The following is a 14803-nucleotide window of genomic DNA, read 5'->3' on the forward strand; positions in this document are numbered from 1 at the left end:
TATGACGGAACCACTGATCCGCGTACGTGGGGTATCCCGCGCTTTCCCCGCAGGCGACGAGATGGTGCGGGTGCTAAAAGACGTTGACCTCGACATCGAGGCCGGCGAGATGATGGCCATCATCGGCGCTTCTGGCTCCGGCAAGTCGACGCTGATGAACATCCTGGGCTGCCTCGATCGTCCGACGGACGGCAGCTACTGGATCGAAGGACGCGAGACCTCGAAGATGTCCGTGGACGAACTGGCGGCGCTGCGCCGTGAGCGTTTTGGTTTCATCTTCCAGCGCTATCATCTGCTTGGCGATCTCAGCGCGGCCAGCAACGTCGAGGTGCCGGCCATCTATGCCGGACGCAACCGATCCGACCGGCACAAGCGAGCGATCTCCTTGTTGACCCGGCTGGGCCTCGCCGAGCGGACGGGCAATATCCCGGGCAAGCTTTCGGGCGGCCAGCAGCAGCGGGTGTCGATCGCCCGCGCCCTGATGAATGGCGGCGAGATAATTCTGGCCGACGAACCGACCGGAGCGCTGGATACGCACAGTGGCGCCGAAGTCATGAAGATCCTGCGCGAGCTTCACGCCGAGGGGCACACCATCATCCTCGTCACTCACGACAAGAAGATCGCCGAACACGCGGATCGGGTCGTGGAGATCAGCGACGGCGTTGTCATTTCCGACGAGCGCAATATATCCAAGTCCGCCGCGACGGTCCGTCCTATCCGCGAGCACGCGCCGGGCGCTGGCTGGCGCGGCGCACTTGACCGGATGACTGAGGCCTTTCGTATGGCGGGCGCGGCAATCTGGGCACACAAGATGCGCTCGCTTCTGACCATGCTCGGCATCATCATCGGTATCGCCTCGGTGGCGGCTATCTCGGCACTGGGAGCCGGCTCGCAGCAACAAATCCTGAGCAGTATCAGTTCGCTCGGCACCAACACGATCGAGGTGCGGGCCGGCAAAGGCTTCGGCGATCTGGAAGCGGGCAAGATACGGACGCTGGTTCCCGCCGACGCAGAAGCGCTGGTGAACCAGCCCTATGTCGACAGCGTGACACCAACCGTCACGACGAGTGTAACTGTCAAGCGCGCCGCCGTGGCCGTCAATGCGTCAGTCACCGGAGTTGGCGCGGACTTCTTTCGTGTACGGGGCCTCGAGCTGGCGCATGGACAATTGTTCGACGCCCAGGATGTTACCGCCTACAGCCAGAATGTGGTGATCGATGCAAACGCCGCGCGAGACCTGTTTCCAGACCGGGTTAACCCGGTGGGGCAGGTCATCCTTCTGGGCACAATGCCGGCGAGGGTTGTGGGTGTGACGAAACGGGAAAACTCCTTCGGCCCGGCGGTTGATACATTGACGGTTTATGCGCCTTACACAACCGTCATGGGCCGCATGCTGGGTCGTCCGAATGTCGACGGCATAACGGTCCGTATCAGAGACGATGTCGACCCGGGCAATGTCGAAGCCGCAGTTTCCCGCCTTATCGAGCGTCGGCATGGCGCGAAAGACTTCTTCCTCACCAACTCGGCGACCATTCGCGAGACTATCGAGACCACCACGCAAACCCTGACGTTGCTGATTTCGTCAGTCGCCGTGATCTCGCTAATTGTCGGCGGCATCGGCGTGATGAATATCATGCTGGTGTCCGTGACCGAGCGCACCAAGGAGATCGGGGTTCGTGTGGCCGTCGGCGCGCGCCGCAGCGATATTCTCTCCCAGTTCCTGATCGAGGCCATTCTGGTCTGCCTTGTCGGCGGCTTCATGGGAGTGATGCTCGCCCTCGGGATCAGCGCTCTTTTCAATTTGCTGAGCCCCGACTTCAAAATGATCTTTTCTTCGGGCTCCATCATGGTGGCCTTCGCCTGCTCAACCCTGATCGGAATCGTCTTCGGCTTCCTTCCCGCTCGCAATGCGGCAAAGCTGGACCCGATAGAAGCCCTGGCGCGTGACTGATGACCCGCAAACATCTACTTGGTAGCCGTTGCGGTTCGCTTGTTATGATTGAGGCTGACGTAGTTTCACTAGGCCGATGGTCGCAAGGCTGCATCGAGCAGCTTGCGCCCATTGCCAGCGAGCCAGGACCTCAAAGTGAGAAGGTCGGGGTTAATTTCGCGCATGACTTTCAGATCGACGAGCTCGGCGAGCGGCCCGTCTACCAGGCTCTCTGCCATATGCGCGAGATCCGTGTTTGCAGCGAGAACGTCATCGGGAAACCGTTCATAGGTTATCGAGCGACCGGCTGCTTCGCTGAAAGCGACCTCAAGTTCATGCCCGGTCAGTCGATCGCTCGCGATCTTAAGTGTTGCGCCGCCAAAGCGTGACTTGTCGGCAAGCACGGCAGTGACAAACCTGCCGATGTCTTCCACGGCGGTAAGCTGAATGGAATGGTCGGGTCGGATCAGGGACACCAGCCGGCCCTCCTCCAGGCCGAAGCCAGGTCGCACCAGCATTTCCATGAAAATCATCGGCCGGATGATGGTCGTAGCCATGTCGAGCTGTCGAATATGGGCTTCGATACGAGGCTTGGCGTCGAAACGCGGAACGCCTGTCAGTTCATTCCCCACGCTGGCGCCTGAGGAATAAACAAAATGGTTGATGCCGGTTTCGGCAGCGATATCCGCAATCGATATACCATGACGGACTTCGTCTTCGGCAGCCAGACTGGCTGGCAGTACGCTAAAGACACCGTAAGCGTCTTTCATCGCTGTGCGGACTACTTTGGTCTCTTCAAATGAACCCTGCACAAGCTCGACACCTGAATTCCGCAATTGCAGCGATGCAGCTTTGGTGGAGTCCGGAACGAGTGCGCGAACAGGCCATCCCGCCTTCAACAAGGCTTTGGCGACAGATCCTCCCTGCCTTCCGGTAGCGCCGAAAACCAGAATGGGGTGCTTGCTATTGGTCACTTGAAACCCTCGCGTTAAACAAGGACCGTCTATATATACGAATGTAATTCTGCCGGAAGACGGCACATTTTTCAGCATCAGGCACAAGGATGATACCCTTGGAAGAACAGATCGATGCCGGCCCATCGCGCGGATCAGAAAACGACAGACACTTCAGACCCATTCCGTCAAACGGAGTCTGCAGCCTGCTGAGTGACAAATGGACTTTGCCGGTTCTTTGGCGTCTTTCTCTCGCGGAAGATCATCGGCTCCGCTTTTCGACATTGAGAAAAGAGGTCGGTGAGATCACCCAGCGCATGCTGACGCTCACGCTGCGTAATCTCGAGCGTGAGGGATTTGTTGTGCGTCACTATTTTCCCGAAGTGCCGCCGCGTGTCGAGTACGAACTGACGGAGATCGCCCATGGAGCTTTGCGCGCCCTTGAGGGATTTAACTTCTGGGTCCACGAAAATCTGGAAACCATCAGAGCACGCCGGCGCGCTTACAATCAGGCGGAGTTGTAAATCCAGGTGACCGAAATTGGCTGAGAAGGTCAGATGTCGGTCCAGGTTAGCAATGTTTGGCTACGCCCGCTTTCCTCAGCAGCTATTTCGTCCCCCGCGTCCAGGATTGGACGATCTGCTCGCGGTCCCAAATCAGTCATTCGAGCATGGCCAGATTGTTGGCTTGCCTATGAATCTTCCGCCATCGGACTTTTGTAATGACAGTGGCGTTGGTTCGGGTTCCTGCGTGGCTGCGAAATGATGGTTCGGAGGTGCGTATCTCTTCAAGAGCAACTCGATATTTCTTTTAGCCACTGCGGGTGAGCAAATGGCGGTCTCAGAGCATGGGAAGGCCATCGGTGTCTTTCGCGTGGTGCAGTTAGTACCTGTTCCTGCTGCTTTCCTCTGGATAACGCAACGTTCAACTTTTCTCTGGTTTTGGTTGCTGGCGAAGGGCGTTCCCCTTTGAAATGCCAGGAATGCCAATGCCGAATGTTGCCCTCTATGCTCGATACTCCACCGATCTCCAGAACTCACAGTCGATTGACCTCAACTCAACCTTTGCCGCCAGTTCGCGGAGCGTCGGGGGTGGAAAGTCGTCGGGTACTATCGCGATGAAGCAATCTCTGGCGCCAACATCCGCGGCAGGAATGGAAACGTGGGGAGGGATCCTTTACGGCTGTGCGGAGCATTACCGGCGAAAGACCTGTGGTAACGGCAAGACGGTCCAACGAAGGGTAATGGAAGTGGCGGTTAGGGATATTCTTGCCGAGACTGCCATGTTGATAACCACTCACGCGGACGCGTTGACTGACGACGAGCAGGTGAACGCCGATGAGCAGAGCCGCCAGATGCAACGGGATCGGTTGCAGCTTGAGAAGATTGACCGACGACTTCAAGGCCCGATGTCCGCTATTGAGATGGACTCTATACCGCAACCTTGAAGGTGCGCTTTCAGCAACTTGAAGATCGGCCGCGAGCTTACGAGCGAAATTACACGTCAGCGGTCGGATGCTGGCGCCATTATAGCGGGAACCTGGGTGGAAGTGGAATCAGCTGCAAGCTCTGATCACCAGATTAGAAACAAGCGACGCCGAATATGATGTCTTGCAGTTCAAGCAGTTGGTCGGAACCATTAACGTCATTCCCGGGGCAGCTCGCAGCGCTTGCAGGTTCTCGCCGGCGTGGCAGCTATTCAAGCCTACTGCCAAATGAGCGTGGCGGTACAGGTTCGAGTCTCAGCTGGCGGAAGAGGGGCGAGGACGCGCTACCGATAAGTAATTCGCCTCAATAGCGACACATATCCGTCGTCGTAAGTGCCGGGCAGCACCTTTGGGTGAGGGGTTAATTTCGTTTTCTCTCGATGAGTATTTGTCGCCAAGTTCCTACGCGGTGGTACGAAATAGACCACTATGGTCGCAGGTAGGAAGAGATTTTAGTGGAACATGGGGCGGTCGCGACGATCGCAAGTTAAGATGAAAGCAGGCCCCCGCAACCAAACATCACTACGCTATATCAAAGGGCTCCGAGGAAACTCGGAGCCCTTTTTGCAGTCGCTGTGGTTGCTCACAACATCAATCGCGCTACCTGCTGCCACGACCAACTCCATCTTCGGCATTGCCATCGATCCCAAAACCGTGATGATGCACAATCATTCCACTTCGGATAAAAACCGCCGTGACCGCTGATCCCTTGCATATACTCAAGACCGCCTATGGCTACGATGCATTCCGCGGAAGGCAGGCCGACATCATTTGGCATGTAATGGCGGGAAACAATGCCTTCGTTTTGATGCCGACGGGCCTTCGGACAGGTCCGATCTTTGCCAGTCGCACCGAGGGGCAGCTCTAGGATATGCCGGATCGAACTCTTTGCCTGACCGCCGTGTTTCTGATGATCGGCTGCTTCGCGTTGATTGCTTCTAAAGCGGTTGCTGCGCCAAAGCGGGACGATCAAGTCCGTACCGATGTCGGTGGATTCAAGCTTAATAGCGTCCTGGTTGAGACTGGTCGGAAGCCAGACTTGCCACCAATCGTCTTTATTCATGGCGCCAGCGCCAGCCTTTACGATCCGATGTTCTCGTTTCGGACAAAGCTGCAGGAACGGGCCAAGCTGTTGTTCGTCGATCGTCCGGGTCACGGCAATTCCGACGTCGGTGGTGAGCAGAACATTTTGCCCGACGGTCAAGCCGACTCCATTGCCGCCCTCATGCAGGAGCGAGGCATCAACCGCGCTATTATTGTCGGTCACTCCTTCGGGGGAGCAATTGCCGCGTCCTTCGCCGTTCGCCATCCGGATATGGTCTTAGGCCTCGTCTTCCTGTCTCCGGCGGTCTACCAATGGAATAGCGGGATCGCCTGGTACTACGAGGCCGCCAGCGCCCCGATCACAGGCACTCTATTCAGCACTCTTATCGTGCCACCTATCGGGCTTATGACGATCGATAATGCCACGAAAGGCGTCTTTGCTCCGAACCCGGTTCCCGCCGGCTACATCGACAAGACACGTGCCCTGCAAGCGTTGCGGCCGCTCGCATTTCGGCACAATGCGAGAGAGGTTGCGGCTTTGAGCGACTGGGCCAGAGCGGCTTCGGTGAATTACCACAAAATCAAAGTGCCTACGGTCATCATCACTGGTGATACTGATAGTATCGTCTCCCCTGAGGTCCACTCCCGTCATCTCGCCCGCGATATTCGTGGTGCTCGTCTGATCGTCGTGCACAATCTCGGGCACAAGTCGGATTTCGTCGCCAGCGATCTGGCAATCGCGGCGATCGAGACGGTTGCGGGCCGCAAGTCGGACCTCAACGCCGTAAAAAGGGATGTCGAGCAGAGGATAGCACGTGACGGCAAGGATTGATGTCTGGCAGCGGCGCTGCCAGTGGGGACTATCCGGCGTCTATGGTCTCGCGGGCATTCTGCATCTCGTCCTGCCCAAACCTTTCCTCGGTATCACGCCTGCCTGGGTTCCTGAGCCGGAGGCCGTTATTTTCCTGACCGGTCTGTGTGAGATTGCCGGTGCGGTCGGACTTCTGGTGCCACGGCTGCGGAAAGCCGCCGGTATTGGCCTGGCACTCTATGCAATCTGCGTATTCCCGGCCAATATTAAGCATGCCATCGACAGCCTTGGTGCAGCGACTGTTTCGCCATGGCAATGGTCCTACCATCTCATCCGATTGCCTTTGCAGCCTTACCTGGTGTGGTTGGCGCTCTTCGCGGGAAACATCGTCGTCTGGCCATTCAGGCGTGGCGAAAAATAACTTTGATATCGTCTGACGAAATTCGCAAAGTTTCATCGTCGCCGGATGCCTTGTGAAGGCCAGGGAAAGCATGGGCACGATCACGCTCACCGACGAAATGGGTGTGTTGCGCACGTGACGATCGCCGACGTCAAACAATCCAACGGCGTCATTTATGTCATCGACAAGGTTCTTCTGAGCAAGATGTGGTCCGGGGTCATTCCATCATCAGAAAGGCCGGCGACACTTGAGGGCCGGCCTTTCCAGTTTCATCGTTGAACGTCTGCCGAATTACATGTTCGGCAGAACGGCGATGTCTCGCACTTCGTTGTCGAGCCCTGTGATCGGGCCGACTTCGCTTGCCGCGCCGGTTGCGAGGTTAACCGTGTAGAGCGTCTTGGATGCGGCGAGATAGGCCACGTTCTTGCCGTCCGCCATGCCCTGAATATCAAAGGCATAGGCCGCAGGCTTACCTTTGAGGCCGAGCTTGCCGATTGCTTTCAGCGTGCCGTCATTCGGCTTGGTCTGCTGGATCAGCGCGCCGATCGTGGCATCGATATTATACATGGCGGTCTTTTCAGGCTTGCCGACGGAGTTGGTATAGGCAGCAGCGACGATGTTCGGGGTCTCGCCCTTGTGCATGTCGCCCTCCTCGAAGGCAAGCACACCGTCAACCGTTACAGCGCCAGTATCCGGGTGGACGCGATGGTTGGTCGTTCCGGTCATGAAGCGCAGCCGATCGGCCATAGGGTTGAAGTCGACCACGACAGGGGCTTGCGTCATGGTCAGCATCTTGTCCATCTTGGCAACATCGGTGGCGACGCCTGTTTCGAGATTGATCGAGACGATGCGATGATCCGGGGTGATGCCGATCACCGTCTTGTTGCCGGGGCGGAAGTCGATGCCGACAAGCTTGTCGACGCCAGTCACGTCCATCTTTTTCGTCACCGCCGGTTTCTCCGTATCGAAGATGACGAGCGTTCTGTCGCCGGTCAGGCCGAGGACGGGGGCCGCGAATGCGGTCGATGCCACTGCGATGGAAGCAGCGGAGGCAATCAGTGCGAAACGAATGATCTTCATGTCTTTCTCCCGTGTTGAACCGTTCGGAAGTCGTGTAGCGCTCGGCGCTCGGCTCTCGACGCTTCCTGAACTGAAGACACGCCAGCCATGCCGTTTGGATGCAGCCTGCGAAAAAATAATTTCGACTTGCATCCATTCGTCGATCCAGCGGGTATAGCTTTCAAAGCCGACAGTCTTCTTCGTCGGTGTTGGGAGAAGGTATTGATGCTGATGGGCTCTACGCCGGACGATCTCGATACGGCACTCGCTGCCTGCGCCAAGGGTGATCGCAACGCCCTGCGTTTGATCTTTGATCGGGAGGCGGAACGCCTGATCGCGGTCGCCGAGCGCATTGTCCGGCGTCGCGAGCTTGCCGAAGAGGTGGTGCAGGACGCCTTCATCCGGATTTGGACCCATGCGCATCAGTACAGGGCCGATCACGGCTCCGCCCGAGGCTGGATCTATGCCATCGTCCGCAACCGGGCACTTAATCTCCTGCGGGACGGAAAACGCGAGCATACAGTCGAGGAAGTGGAGGCCCTGCGCGAAAGCGATCAGGTGGATGAGGTCATGGCGGCGTGGCACAGGCTGGACCGCAATTCCCGGCTCTACGATTGCCTCGGCGGTCTCGATGAGCGCAAGCGGAGCGGCATTCTTATGGCCTATATCGGCGGCTACTCGCATGGCGAGATCGCCGGGAGGCTGCGCATTCCGCTCGGTACGACCAAATCCTGGATCAGGCGTGGCCTTGCAGCTCTCCGGGAGTGCATGGCATGATCTACGATCGCAAGGATATCCCTGCTATTGCCGATGAATATGTCCTGGGCCTGATAGAGGCCACGGATGCTGCGGAGCTTGAGGTTGTCATGGAAAGCGATGCTGAACTGCGTGCCGCAATTGCTGCCAGCCGCGAGCGCTTCCTGCCACTCGACATGAGCGTGGCACCTGCTACCGTCACCGAGCAGCTTTGGCAGCGCATCGAAGCGGCCTTGCCGCTCCAGGATCATACCGGCGTTATGCCTCTGATCTCAAATGCCAATGACAACCGCATGAACGGTTGGCGAATGGCCGCGATCTCGGCCGTCGCCGCCGCCTTTTTGCTCGCGATCGGTCTCGCTTACAGCCTGACCCGGACGGTGGAGCCGCTAGTCGTTGCGGTTCTAATCAATGATGCTGGGGAGGTGCAGGCCGTCATCGAGGATTTCGGCAACGCGCAGGCGACGATCCGTATACTGGCCGATTTCAACATCCCCGGGGATAAGACGATCCAGGTTTGGACCCTGCCGTCCAAAGACACAGGGCCCGTATCGCTTGGCCTGATCGACGGTGCGCGCTCGGCGCATCTGGCTGTTCCGGAATTGCCAACACCAAGGGGGGACCAGCTCTACGAGATCACCCTGGAAGACGCTGGCGGATCTCCAACCGGGCGTCCGACTGGACCGATCCTCGCTAAGGGCCTCGCGAAGTTGCTGCGATAACAATCGCGCCAGATATCTCCGTTTGGTGCTTGTATGGTAGCTTAATATTTTGATGATTTGAGTTATAGAAAGGATGGCTATAACTCATGTGACGTGTGTACTGGTCTGCTTACCAGGCAACCTCGTAGATATTGGCGGCATCCGATAGCGACATGGTACGCGGGTTGTTGACCAGCAGGCGGGTCTGATCCATCGCACTTTCGGCGAGCAGAGGAATTCCCTCCTTTGGAATTCCGACATGCCTCAGCTTTACGGGAAGATTAAGGCGCACTGGAAGCATCGTTAGTCCGTCGATGAAACCGGAGAGCCGTCCGTTCTGATCGGCAGGCTCAAGGTGAGGAAAGAGACACGGCGCCAGCTCCGCGTAGGCATCACCACACACCGTCGCGTTGAAGCGCAAGACGTGCGGCAGTACCAGACTGTTGGAAAGACCGTGGGGAACGCCGTAGCGGCCTCCGATCGGATAGGCGAGAGCATGAACGGCAGCGACAGGCGAATTAGCAAAGGCTTGCCCCGCCAACATTGCACCCAGCAGCATCGCCTGTCTGGCGGCAAGGTCGGTTCCATCCCCGACGGCGATCGCGATATTCGCTCCGAGAAGCCGCAGGGCTTCTTTGGCAAGGGCACGGGAAACGGGATTGTTGTTTGCACTGGCGGACGTGAAAGCCTCGATGGCGTGGACCATTGCGTCGATTCCCGTCGCCGCGGTCACGGCGGGAGGAAGTCCGATGGTCAGGTTCGCGTCGAGAAACGCCACGTCTGGCAGAAGTACGGGTGATACTACGCCCTTTTTCTGGTGTTCGCCCGTGGTGATGATCGAAATCGGCGTGACTTCCGATCCGGTACCGGCCGTTGTTGGCACGAGCGCCAGCGGCAGACGCTCCCCCGTCACCTTGCCAACGCCGTAGATAGTGTCGAGCGCTTCGCCGCTTTTGGCAATAAGCGCCACAAGCTTTGCGACATCGAGCGACGAGCCGCCGCCGATGCCCAGCACACCGGTTGCGCCAAACGTCACCGCCTGTGCCGCAGCCGTATGGATGATGGCTTCCGGTGGATCAGCGACAACGCCGGTGAAGATTGATGTTTCGGCGCCGGCTTCTGTAAGACTGGCAAGCGCCGGCTGAACGAGCCCTGCCTTGACGACCCCATCGTCCGAAATCACCATAACGCGCGGACCGAGCATGCTCCTAAGCTCCGAAAGCCTTGCGATACAGCCCGGTCCCGCAATGATCTGCGGGACGGTTGCGAATGTGAATGTGGACATCTTATCGGTCTCTCACTGATGCCATTTGACGAGAGGCTGATAGTGATGTGGCTGGCGCATGACGACAAGATCCTTTCGCCGGACGATGTTCGTGGGATAGGGCGTATCGAGATTGGTGGTGTTGACGGTCGCACCGGCAATCCCTTCCTCGTCCAGTATCACCGATTCCTGACGCGGAAAGGCAAAGGAGTCCGGCCCGAACACGGCACTCTTGCCCAGATATCCCCGTGGCTCATCAAGTACATTGGCGAAGGCGAAATAGACGTTGTTCTCGCCGCCGCGAACCCGCAGAGCGTGCCAATGAAAGGGGTCTGCTCCCTTCGGGATGGGATAGTTGTGCGGGATTTTTGTTCCCGCATGGCTGCCGGTGAAGGTACCGGCAATTGCTGAAGGGCAGGCCACCAGATCGCACCCCATAAGCGAGAGCGAACGAATGGCTTCCGGATATAGCGCGTCGTGGCCAATCGCCAGGCCCACTCGGCCGATGGCAAGATCGTATATTTTCCATTCGTCGCCCGCCGTTGCCCAACTGTCGGCGACGCCCAGATGCGTTTTGCGATAGCTTCCCACCAGCCCCTCGGGACCGGCGAGCACTGCTGTGTTATAGACTTTGTCTCCGTCCACCTCGGCAAATCCGGCGACGAGATAGAAGCCGAGCTTCATTGCCAGGCGCACGACGGCGGAGACCGTTGGGCCTGAAAGCGGTTCCGCCCGGGTGTGGGGAGCCTCAAGCCCGGTCAGCGACAGTTCCGGGAAAACCAGAATGTCCGGCGCTGTCGTCGCCTTTGCTTCTGTGGCCAGCGCGGTGATGCGGGCGATGTTGTCTGCGATCACGGAGGAGGGGGCGAACTGGGCAACGGCCGCGCGCGATTTGCGCCCGCGCGGGATGGGCTGATAGCCATAGAGGCGGAAGTAGTCGCCCGGATTCCAGGTGAAGCTATTGGTCATCATGTTCATGTAAAGCTCGGGCCGGCGCGATTTGAAGACCGGTTCGCTCAAGACTTCGCGGCGGCGTGCGCGGGCAAGATCGACCTCGCCATAGGCGATCCCGTCGCCTGTATCGATGGATGCGGCAACCGTTCCGTCGGGCTCGATCAGGCAGCTTCCCCCGGAAAACTGCACGGTTCTCTCCAGCCCCCACCGGTTGCTTTCGATAAGATAGCAGGCGTTTTCAAAGGCACGGTTGATCCAGTAGGGCGCCGGCGCGCGTTCCTGCAGCCAGTTGGATATGTGGCAGATGATGTCCGCACCGGCCAGAGCCTCCAGCCTTGCCGTCTCGAAGAAGTGCAGATCCATGCAGACCAGCATCGAAATCCGGCCGATCTCCGTTTCGAAGACCTCATGGACGATATCGCCATTGGCGGCCCATTTGGGCTCGGCGATATAGGGATGCGACTTGCGATGCCGACCGATAACGCCATCGGGACCGATCAGAACGGCGGTGTTGTAATAGAGATCGCTCGCCGGTTCGACTTCCGGCATGCCGATGACGATATAGCAGCGGTGTCTGCTGGCAATGGCCTGAAAAACATCGGTTGTCGGTCCGGGAATGGCTTCCACGAAAGGCTTTACTTCGGCCCTGTCAAACCAGCAATAACCTGTCGTGCCCATTTCCGGCGTGACGATCAGGCGTGCACCTGCTTCTGCCGCTTCTTCGCAAAGGGCGGCCAGCCGCGCGATATTGCGCGCCTTTTCGAACATGGTCGGCTCGAACTGGATGGCGGCAGCGGTGTAGCTCTGTGTCGATGTCATGATGGTCCCCATTTTCTTTACCAAGGATTTCAGTCCGTTTCAGACAGCCATATGCCGATGAACAAGTGCATCGGAGAGCGTGTCGATGGCGCCCGCCGCGACCACGGTTCCCTTCTCCAGCATGGCGAACTGGTGAGATGCGTGCCGCGCAAATGCGACGTTTTGCTCAACGAGAATGATCGTCATGCCGATCTCGCGATTGAGCCGTATAATGATCTTTTCGATCTCCTCGACGATGGAGGGCTGAATGCCTTCGTTTGGCTCATCGAGAAGCAGCACTTTCGGATCTGCGGCCAGCGCACGTGCGATGGCGAGTTGCTGTTGCTGGCCGCCTGAAAGCACGCCACCCGGTCGATCGAGATTGGCCATCAGATACGGAAAAAGTTCGGGCACCAGCGCTGGAATTTCGCGTTTGCGATCGGCACGCGCAAAAGCGCCCATCAGGATGTTTTCGCGTATGGTAAAATCGGGAATGATCTCCCTGCCCTGGGGGACATAGGCGATCCCCGCCCGTGCTCTCATATGCGTCGGGGCGGCGGCGATATCTTTTCCCTGCAGATGCATTTCACCCGTCACCCGGTCGGTCAGCGCCATCAGGGTTTTCAAAAGGGTCGTCTTGCCGGTGCCGTTGCGGCCGAGGATGCTCGTCACCTTGCCGGCCGGTACATCGAGGGTGATGCCGTGCAAGATGTGGCTGCGGCCGTAATAGCTGTGCACGTCTTTCAATGTCAGCATCAGGATATTCCTTTCGAGCCGAGATAGGCTTCCCGGACTCTCGGATTGCGCTCTATATCCCCGACGCTTCCTTCGGCCAGAACCTCTCCCAGATGAAGGACGGTGATGCGCTCGGCGATTTCACGAACGAACCCCATATCGTGTTCGACGACGAGGATCGTATGTCGGCCCTTGAGATTGTTGATGATCTGCGCCGTCTTGCGGGTTTCGGCCTGGGTCATTCCGGCTGTTGGTTCATCCAGCAAAACCACCTTCGGGTCCTGCACGATGAGCATGCCCAGTTCCAGCCATTGCGTCTGGCCATGACTGAGATAGGCGGCCGTCGTCTGCTGTTCCGTTTCAAGCGCTGTGAGAGCAAGAACGTCATCGACGCGCCTCGCTTCCGCCCGCGAAAATCCGAAACGGAGATTTGCAAGCACCGATGGATTGCGGCAATTGGCCACCTCCAGATTTTGCCGCACGGTGAGATCGCGAAAAATGCTCGGAATCTGGAATTTTCTGCCGATTCCGGCGCGTGCGATCTTATGTTCGGGCCAATTTGTGATGTCGGTGTCGTAGACGAAGACCTTGCCCTGCGTACTGCGCGTCTTGCCGCTGACCAGATCCATCAGGGTCGTCTTGCCGGCGCCGTTCGCGCCAAGCAACACACGCAACTCACCATCGCAGACGGTGATGCTGACTTTGTTTACAGCTCTGAACCCGCCGAAATCGACACCGAGACCGTCGAGGGTCAATGCGATTGCACTCATATCACGATGCCTCGCTCTGTTGTTGCAATGATGAAGACGCCGCACCCGGTTTGAGCCTGCGGATAAGCTGTCGCAGCACATCATGCGCGACGCCGCCGAGACCACGCGGCATGAACAGGACGACCAGCACAAAGATGAGACCGATGATTGCTTTCCATGCTTCGACAAGCGCTTCGGTCTCGCTGACCTGAGCTTCGATCATGTTGATCAGGATCGCGCCGATGCAGGCGCCGAGCAGGGAGGAACGGCCGCCGACGGCCGCCCAGACGACCATCGTCACCGAGAAGGATAGATCCATGAAGGTCGGAGAGGCGAACTCCGCAACGACCACATAGAGCATACCGGCAACGCCGGCGATCCCGGCTGAAATGGCAAAGAAGAACACCTGGTAGAGCGAGACGTCGAAACCGAGATAGCGGGCGCGAACATGATCGTCACGGATCGCTTGCAGGATCATGCCCGCGCGGGTTTCCACGACAAGACGGGCGGCGATGAGTGACAGCGACAGGCATACGGCGCACAGATAATAGGTCGCCCTGCTGTAGGGATCGAACTCTATGCCGCCGATCGTCAGCCAGCCAAGATCTGTCAGGCCGTTAAAACCGTTTGTCACCGGTTGAGCATCGACCACGACGAGACGTACGAGCAGAACAAGCGCCAGAGTGATGATCGAGACGAATACGCCGGAAATACGCTTGCGGAAAACCAGCATGCCGAGCGCGCCGGCGATCGCCACGGGAAGCACGAGGCCGAGTACGAGACCAACAGACTGGCTTTGAAACGGAAGCCAGAGGAAAGAGCCCTTGTTGATACAGCACAGTTCCGTGGGTGCACCGGGTTCGGCGTTCCAGAGCATGAAATCAGGAACGGGCTTGTCGGAGCCCTGTTGCAGACTGGTCAGGCTCGACAGTTTAAGAGACATGGCGAGCATGTAGGCGCCGAGACCGAAAAACAGTCCCTGGCCAAGGTTGAGAATGCCGGCATATCCCCATGTCAACGCGATGGCGACGCCCAGCATGCCGTAGACAAGATATTTTGAAATACGGTTCAGCCAGAATTCGTCACCGAAAACGGGCGCCGCAAAAAGTAATGCTATGAAAATGACGTAGGCGGCGATCTGGAATTTTCGTTGGATACTCATG

15 protein-coding genes and 1 pseudogene are annotated in these 14803 nt (G+C 58.1%); 9 read left to right on the forward strand and 7 right to left on the reverse strand.

The window, feature by feature from the left end:
- Position 1: 1 nt before the first annotated feature.
- Positions 2-1951 (forward strand): MacB family efflux pump subunit, encoded by a 1950-nt coding sequence (locus I3J13_RS10975; RefSeq protein ID WP_196378801.1) that lies wholly within the window; start codon positions 2-4, stop codon positions 1949-1951.
- Between the two features lie 68 nt (positions 1952-2019).
- Here I3J13_RS10975 and I3J13_RS10980 read toward each other — a convergent pair whose 3' ends face one another.
- Positions 2020-2904: an NmrA/HSCARG family protein gene (locus I3J13_RS10980; protein ID WP_196378802.1), complete on the reverse strand. Its 885-nt coding sequence runs from the start codon at positions 2902-2904 to the stop codon at positions 2020-2022.
- Between the two features lie 89 nt (positions 2905-2993).
- On the opposite strand from I3J13_RS10980, the gene I3J13_RS10985 reads away from it, so the two are divergent.
- The 6 genes and pseudogenes from I3J13_RS10985 to I3J13_RS11010 form a co-directional block, all read left to right on the forward strand.
- Positions 2994-3407, forward strand: a complete 414-nt coding sequence (locus I3J13_RS10985) for a winged helix-turn-helix transcriptional regulator (RefSeq protein WP_196378803.1) — start codon at positions 2994-2996, stop codon at positions 3405-3407.
- A gap of 464 nt (positions 3408-3871) precedes the next feature.
- Positions 3872-4330, forward strand: a complete 459-nt coding sequence (locus I3J13_RS10990; protein WP_196378804.1) for a hypothetical protein — start codon at positions 3872-3874, stop codon at positions 4328-4330.
- Positions 4331-4861: 531 nt separating this feature from the next.
- A complete protein-coding gene (locus I3J13_RS10995) occupies positions 4862-5074 on the forward strand; it encodes a hypothetical protein (RefSeq protein WP_196378805.1) in 213 nt (70 codons plus the stop codon).
- Positions 5075-5240: 166 nt separating this feature from the next.
- On the forward strand, positions 5241-6245 hold the full coding sequence (locus I3J13_RS11000; protein WP_196378806.1) for an alpha/beta fold hydrolase: 1005 nt from the start codon (positions 5241-5243) through the stop codon (positions 6243-6245).
- Positions 6229-6645, forward strand: coding sequence for a DoxX family protein (locus tag I3J13_RS11005; RefSeq protein ID WP_080854015.1), 417 nt, complete (start codon positions 6229-6231; stop codon positions 6643-6645). Before I3J13_RS11000 ends, I3J13_RS11005 begins: the two co-directional genes overlap by 17 nt.
- A 37-nt stretch (positions 6646-6682) precedes the next feature.
- Positions 6683-6831 (forward strand): annotated as a pseudogene (locus tag I3J13_RS11010) (fasciclin domain-containing protein); the annotation flags it as partial.
- Positions 6832-6915: 84 nt separating this feature from the next.
- Here the strand turns inward: I3J13_RS11010 and I3J13_RS11015 are convergent.
- Entirely contained in the window at positions 6916-7704 is a 789-nt protein-coding gene (locus tag I3J13_RS11015; RefSeq protein ID WP_196378807.1) for a DUF4394 domain-containing protein, read from the reverse strand.
- A 210-nt stretch (positions 7705-7914) separates the two neighbouring features.
- Here I3J13_RS11015 and I3J13_RS11020 point away from each other — a divergent pair, with 210 nt between their 5' ends.
- Both I3J13_RS11020 and I3J13_RS11025 read left to right on the forward strand, forming a co-directional pair.
- Positions 7915-8460, forward strand: a complete 546-nt coding sequence (locus tag I3J13_RS11020) for a sigma-70 family RNA polymerase sigma factor (protein WP_196378965.1) — start codon at positions 7915-7917, stop codon at positions 8458-8460.
- Entirely contained in the window at positions 8457-9161 is a 705-nt protein-coding gene (locus tag I3J13_RS11025) for an anti-sigma factor (protein WP_196378808.1), read from the forward strand. Before I3J13_RS11020 ends, I3J13_RS11025 begins: the two co-directional genes overlap by 4 nt.
- A gap of 109 nt (positions 9162-9270) precedes the next feature.
- On the opposite strand, the gene I3J13_RS11030 is transcribed toward I3J13_RS11025, so the two are convergent.
- Genes I3J13_RS11030 through urtC form a run of 5 tightly spaced genes read right to left on the reverse strand, consistent with a single transcriptional unit; the run spans position 9271 to position 14802 of the window.
- Positions 9271-10425, reverse strand: coding sequence for an iron-containing alcohol dehydrogenase (locus I3J13_RS11030; protein ID WP_196378809.1), 1155 nt, complete (start codon positions 10423-10425; stop codon positions 9271-9273).
- Positions 10426-10437: 12 nt separating this feature from the next.
- Positions 10438-12189: a nitrilase-related carbon-nitrogen hydrolase gene (locus I3J13_RS11035; protein WP_196378810.1), complete on the reverse strand. Its 1752-nt coding sequence runs from the start codon at positions 12187-12189 to the stop codon at positions 10438-10440.
- Between the two features lie 27 nt (positions 12190-12216).
- Positions 12217-12912, reverse strand: a complete 696-nt coding sequence (gene urtE, locus I3J13_RS11040) for an urea ABC transporter ATP-binding subunit UrtE (protein WP_020812776.1) — start codon at positions 12910-12912, stop codon at positions 12217-12219.
- On the reverse strand, positions 12912-13661 hold the full coding sequence (gene urtD, locus I3J13_RS11045; RefSeq protein ID WP_196378811.1) for an urea ABC transporter ATP-binding protein UrtD: 750 nt from the start codon (positions 13659-13661) through the stop codon (positions 12912-12914). Before urtD ends, urtE begins: the two co-directional genes overlap by 1 nt.
- A 1-nt stretch (position 13662) precedes the next feature.
- The gene (gene urtC, locus I3J13_RS11050; RefSeq protein ID WP_196378812.1) at positions 13663-14802 is read right to left on the reverse strand and encodes an urea ABC transporter permease subunit UrtC; all 1140 of its coding nucleotides are present in this window, start codon (positions 14800-14802) and stop codon (positions 13663-13665) included.
- Position 14803: the final 1 nt, after the last annotated feature.

Source organism: Agrobacterium leguminum, assembly GCF_015704895.1.
Taxonomy (GTDB): Bacteria; Pseudomonadota; Alphaproteobacteria; order Rhizobiales; family Rhizobiaceae; genus Agrobacterium; species Agrobacterium leguminum.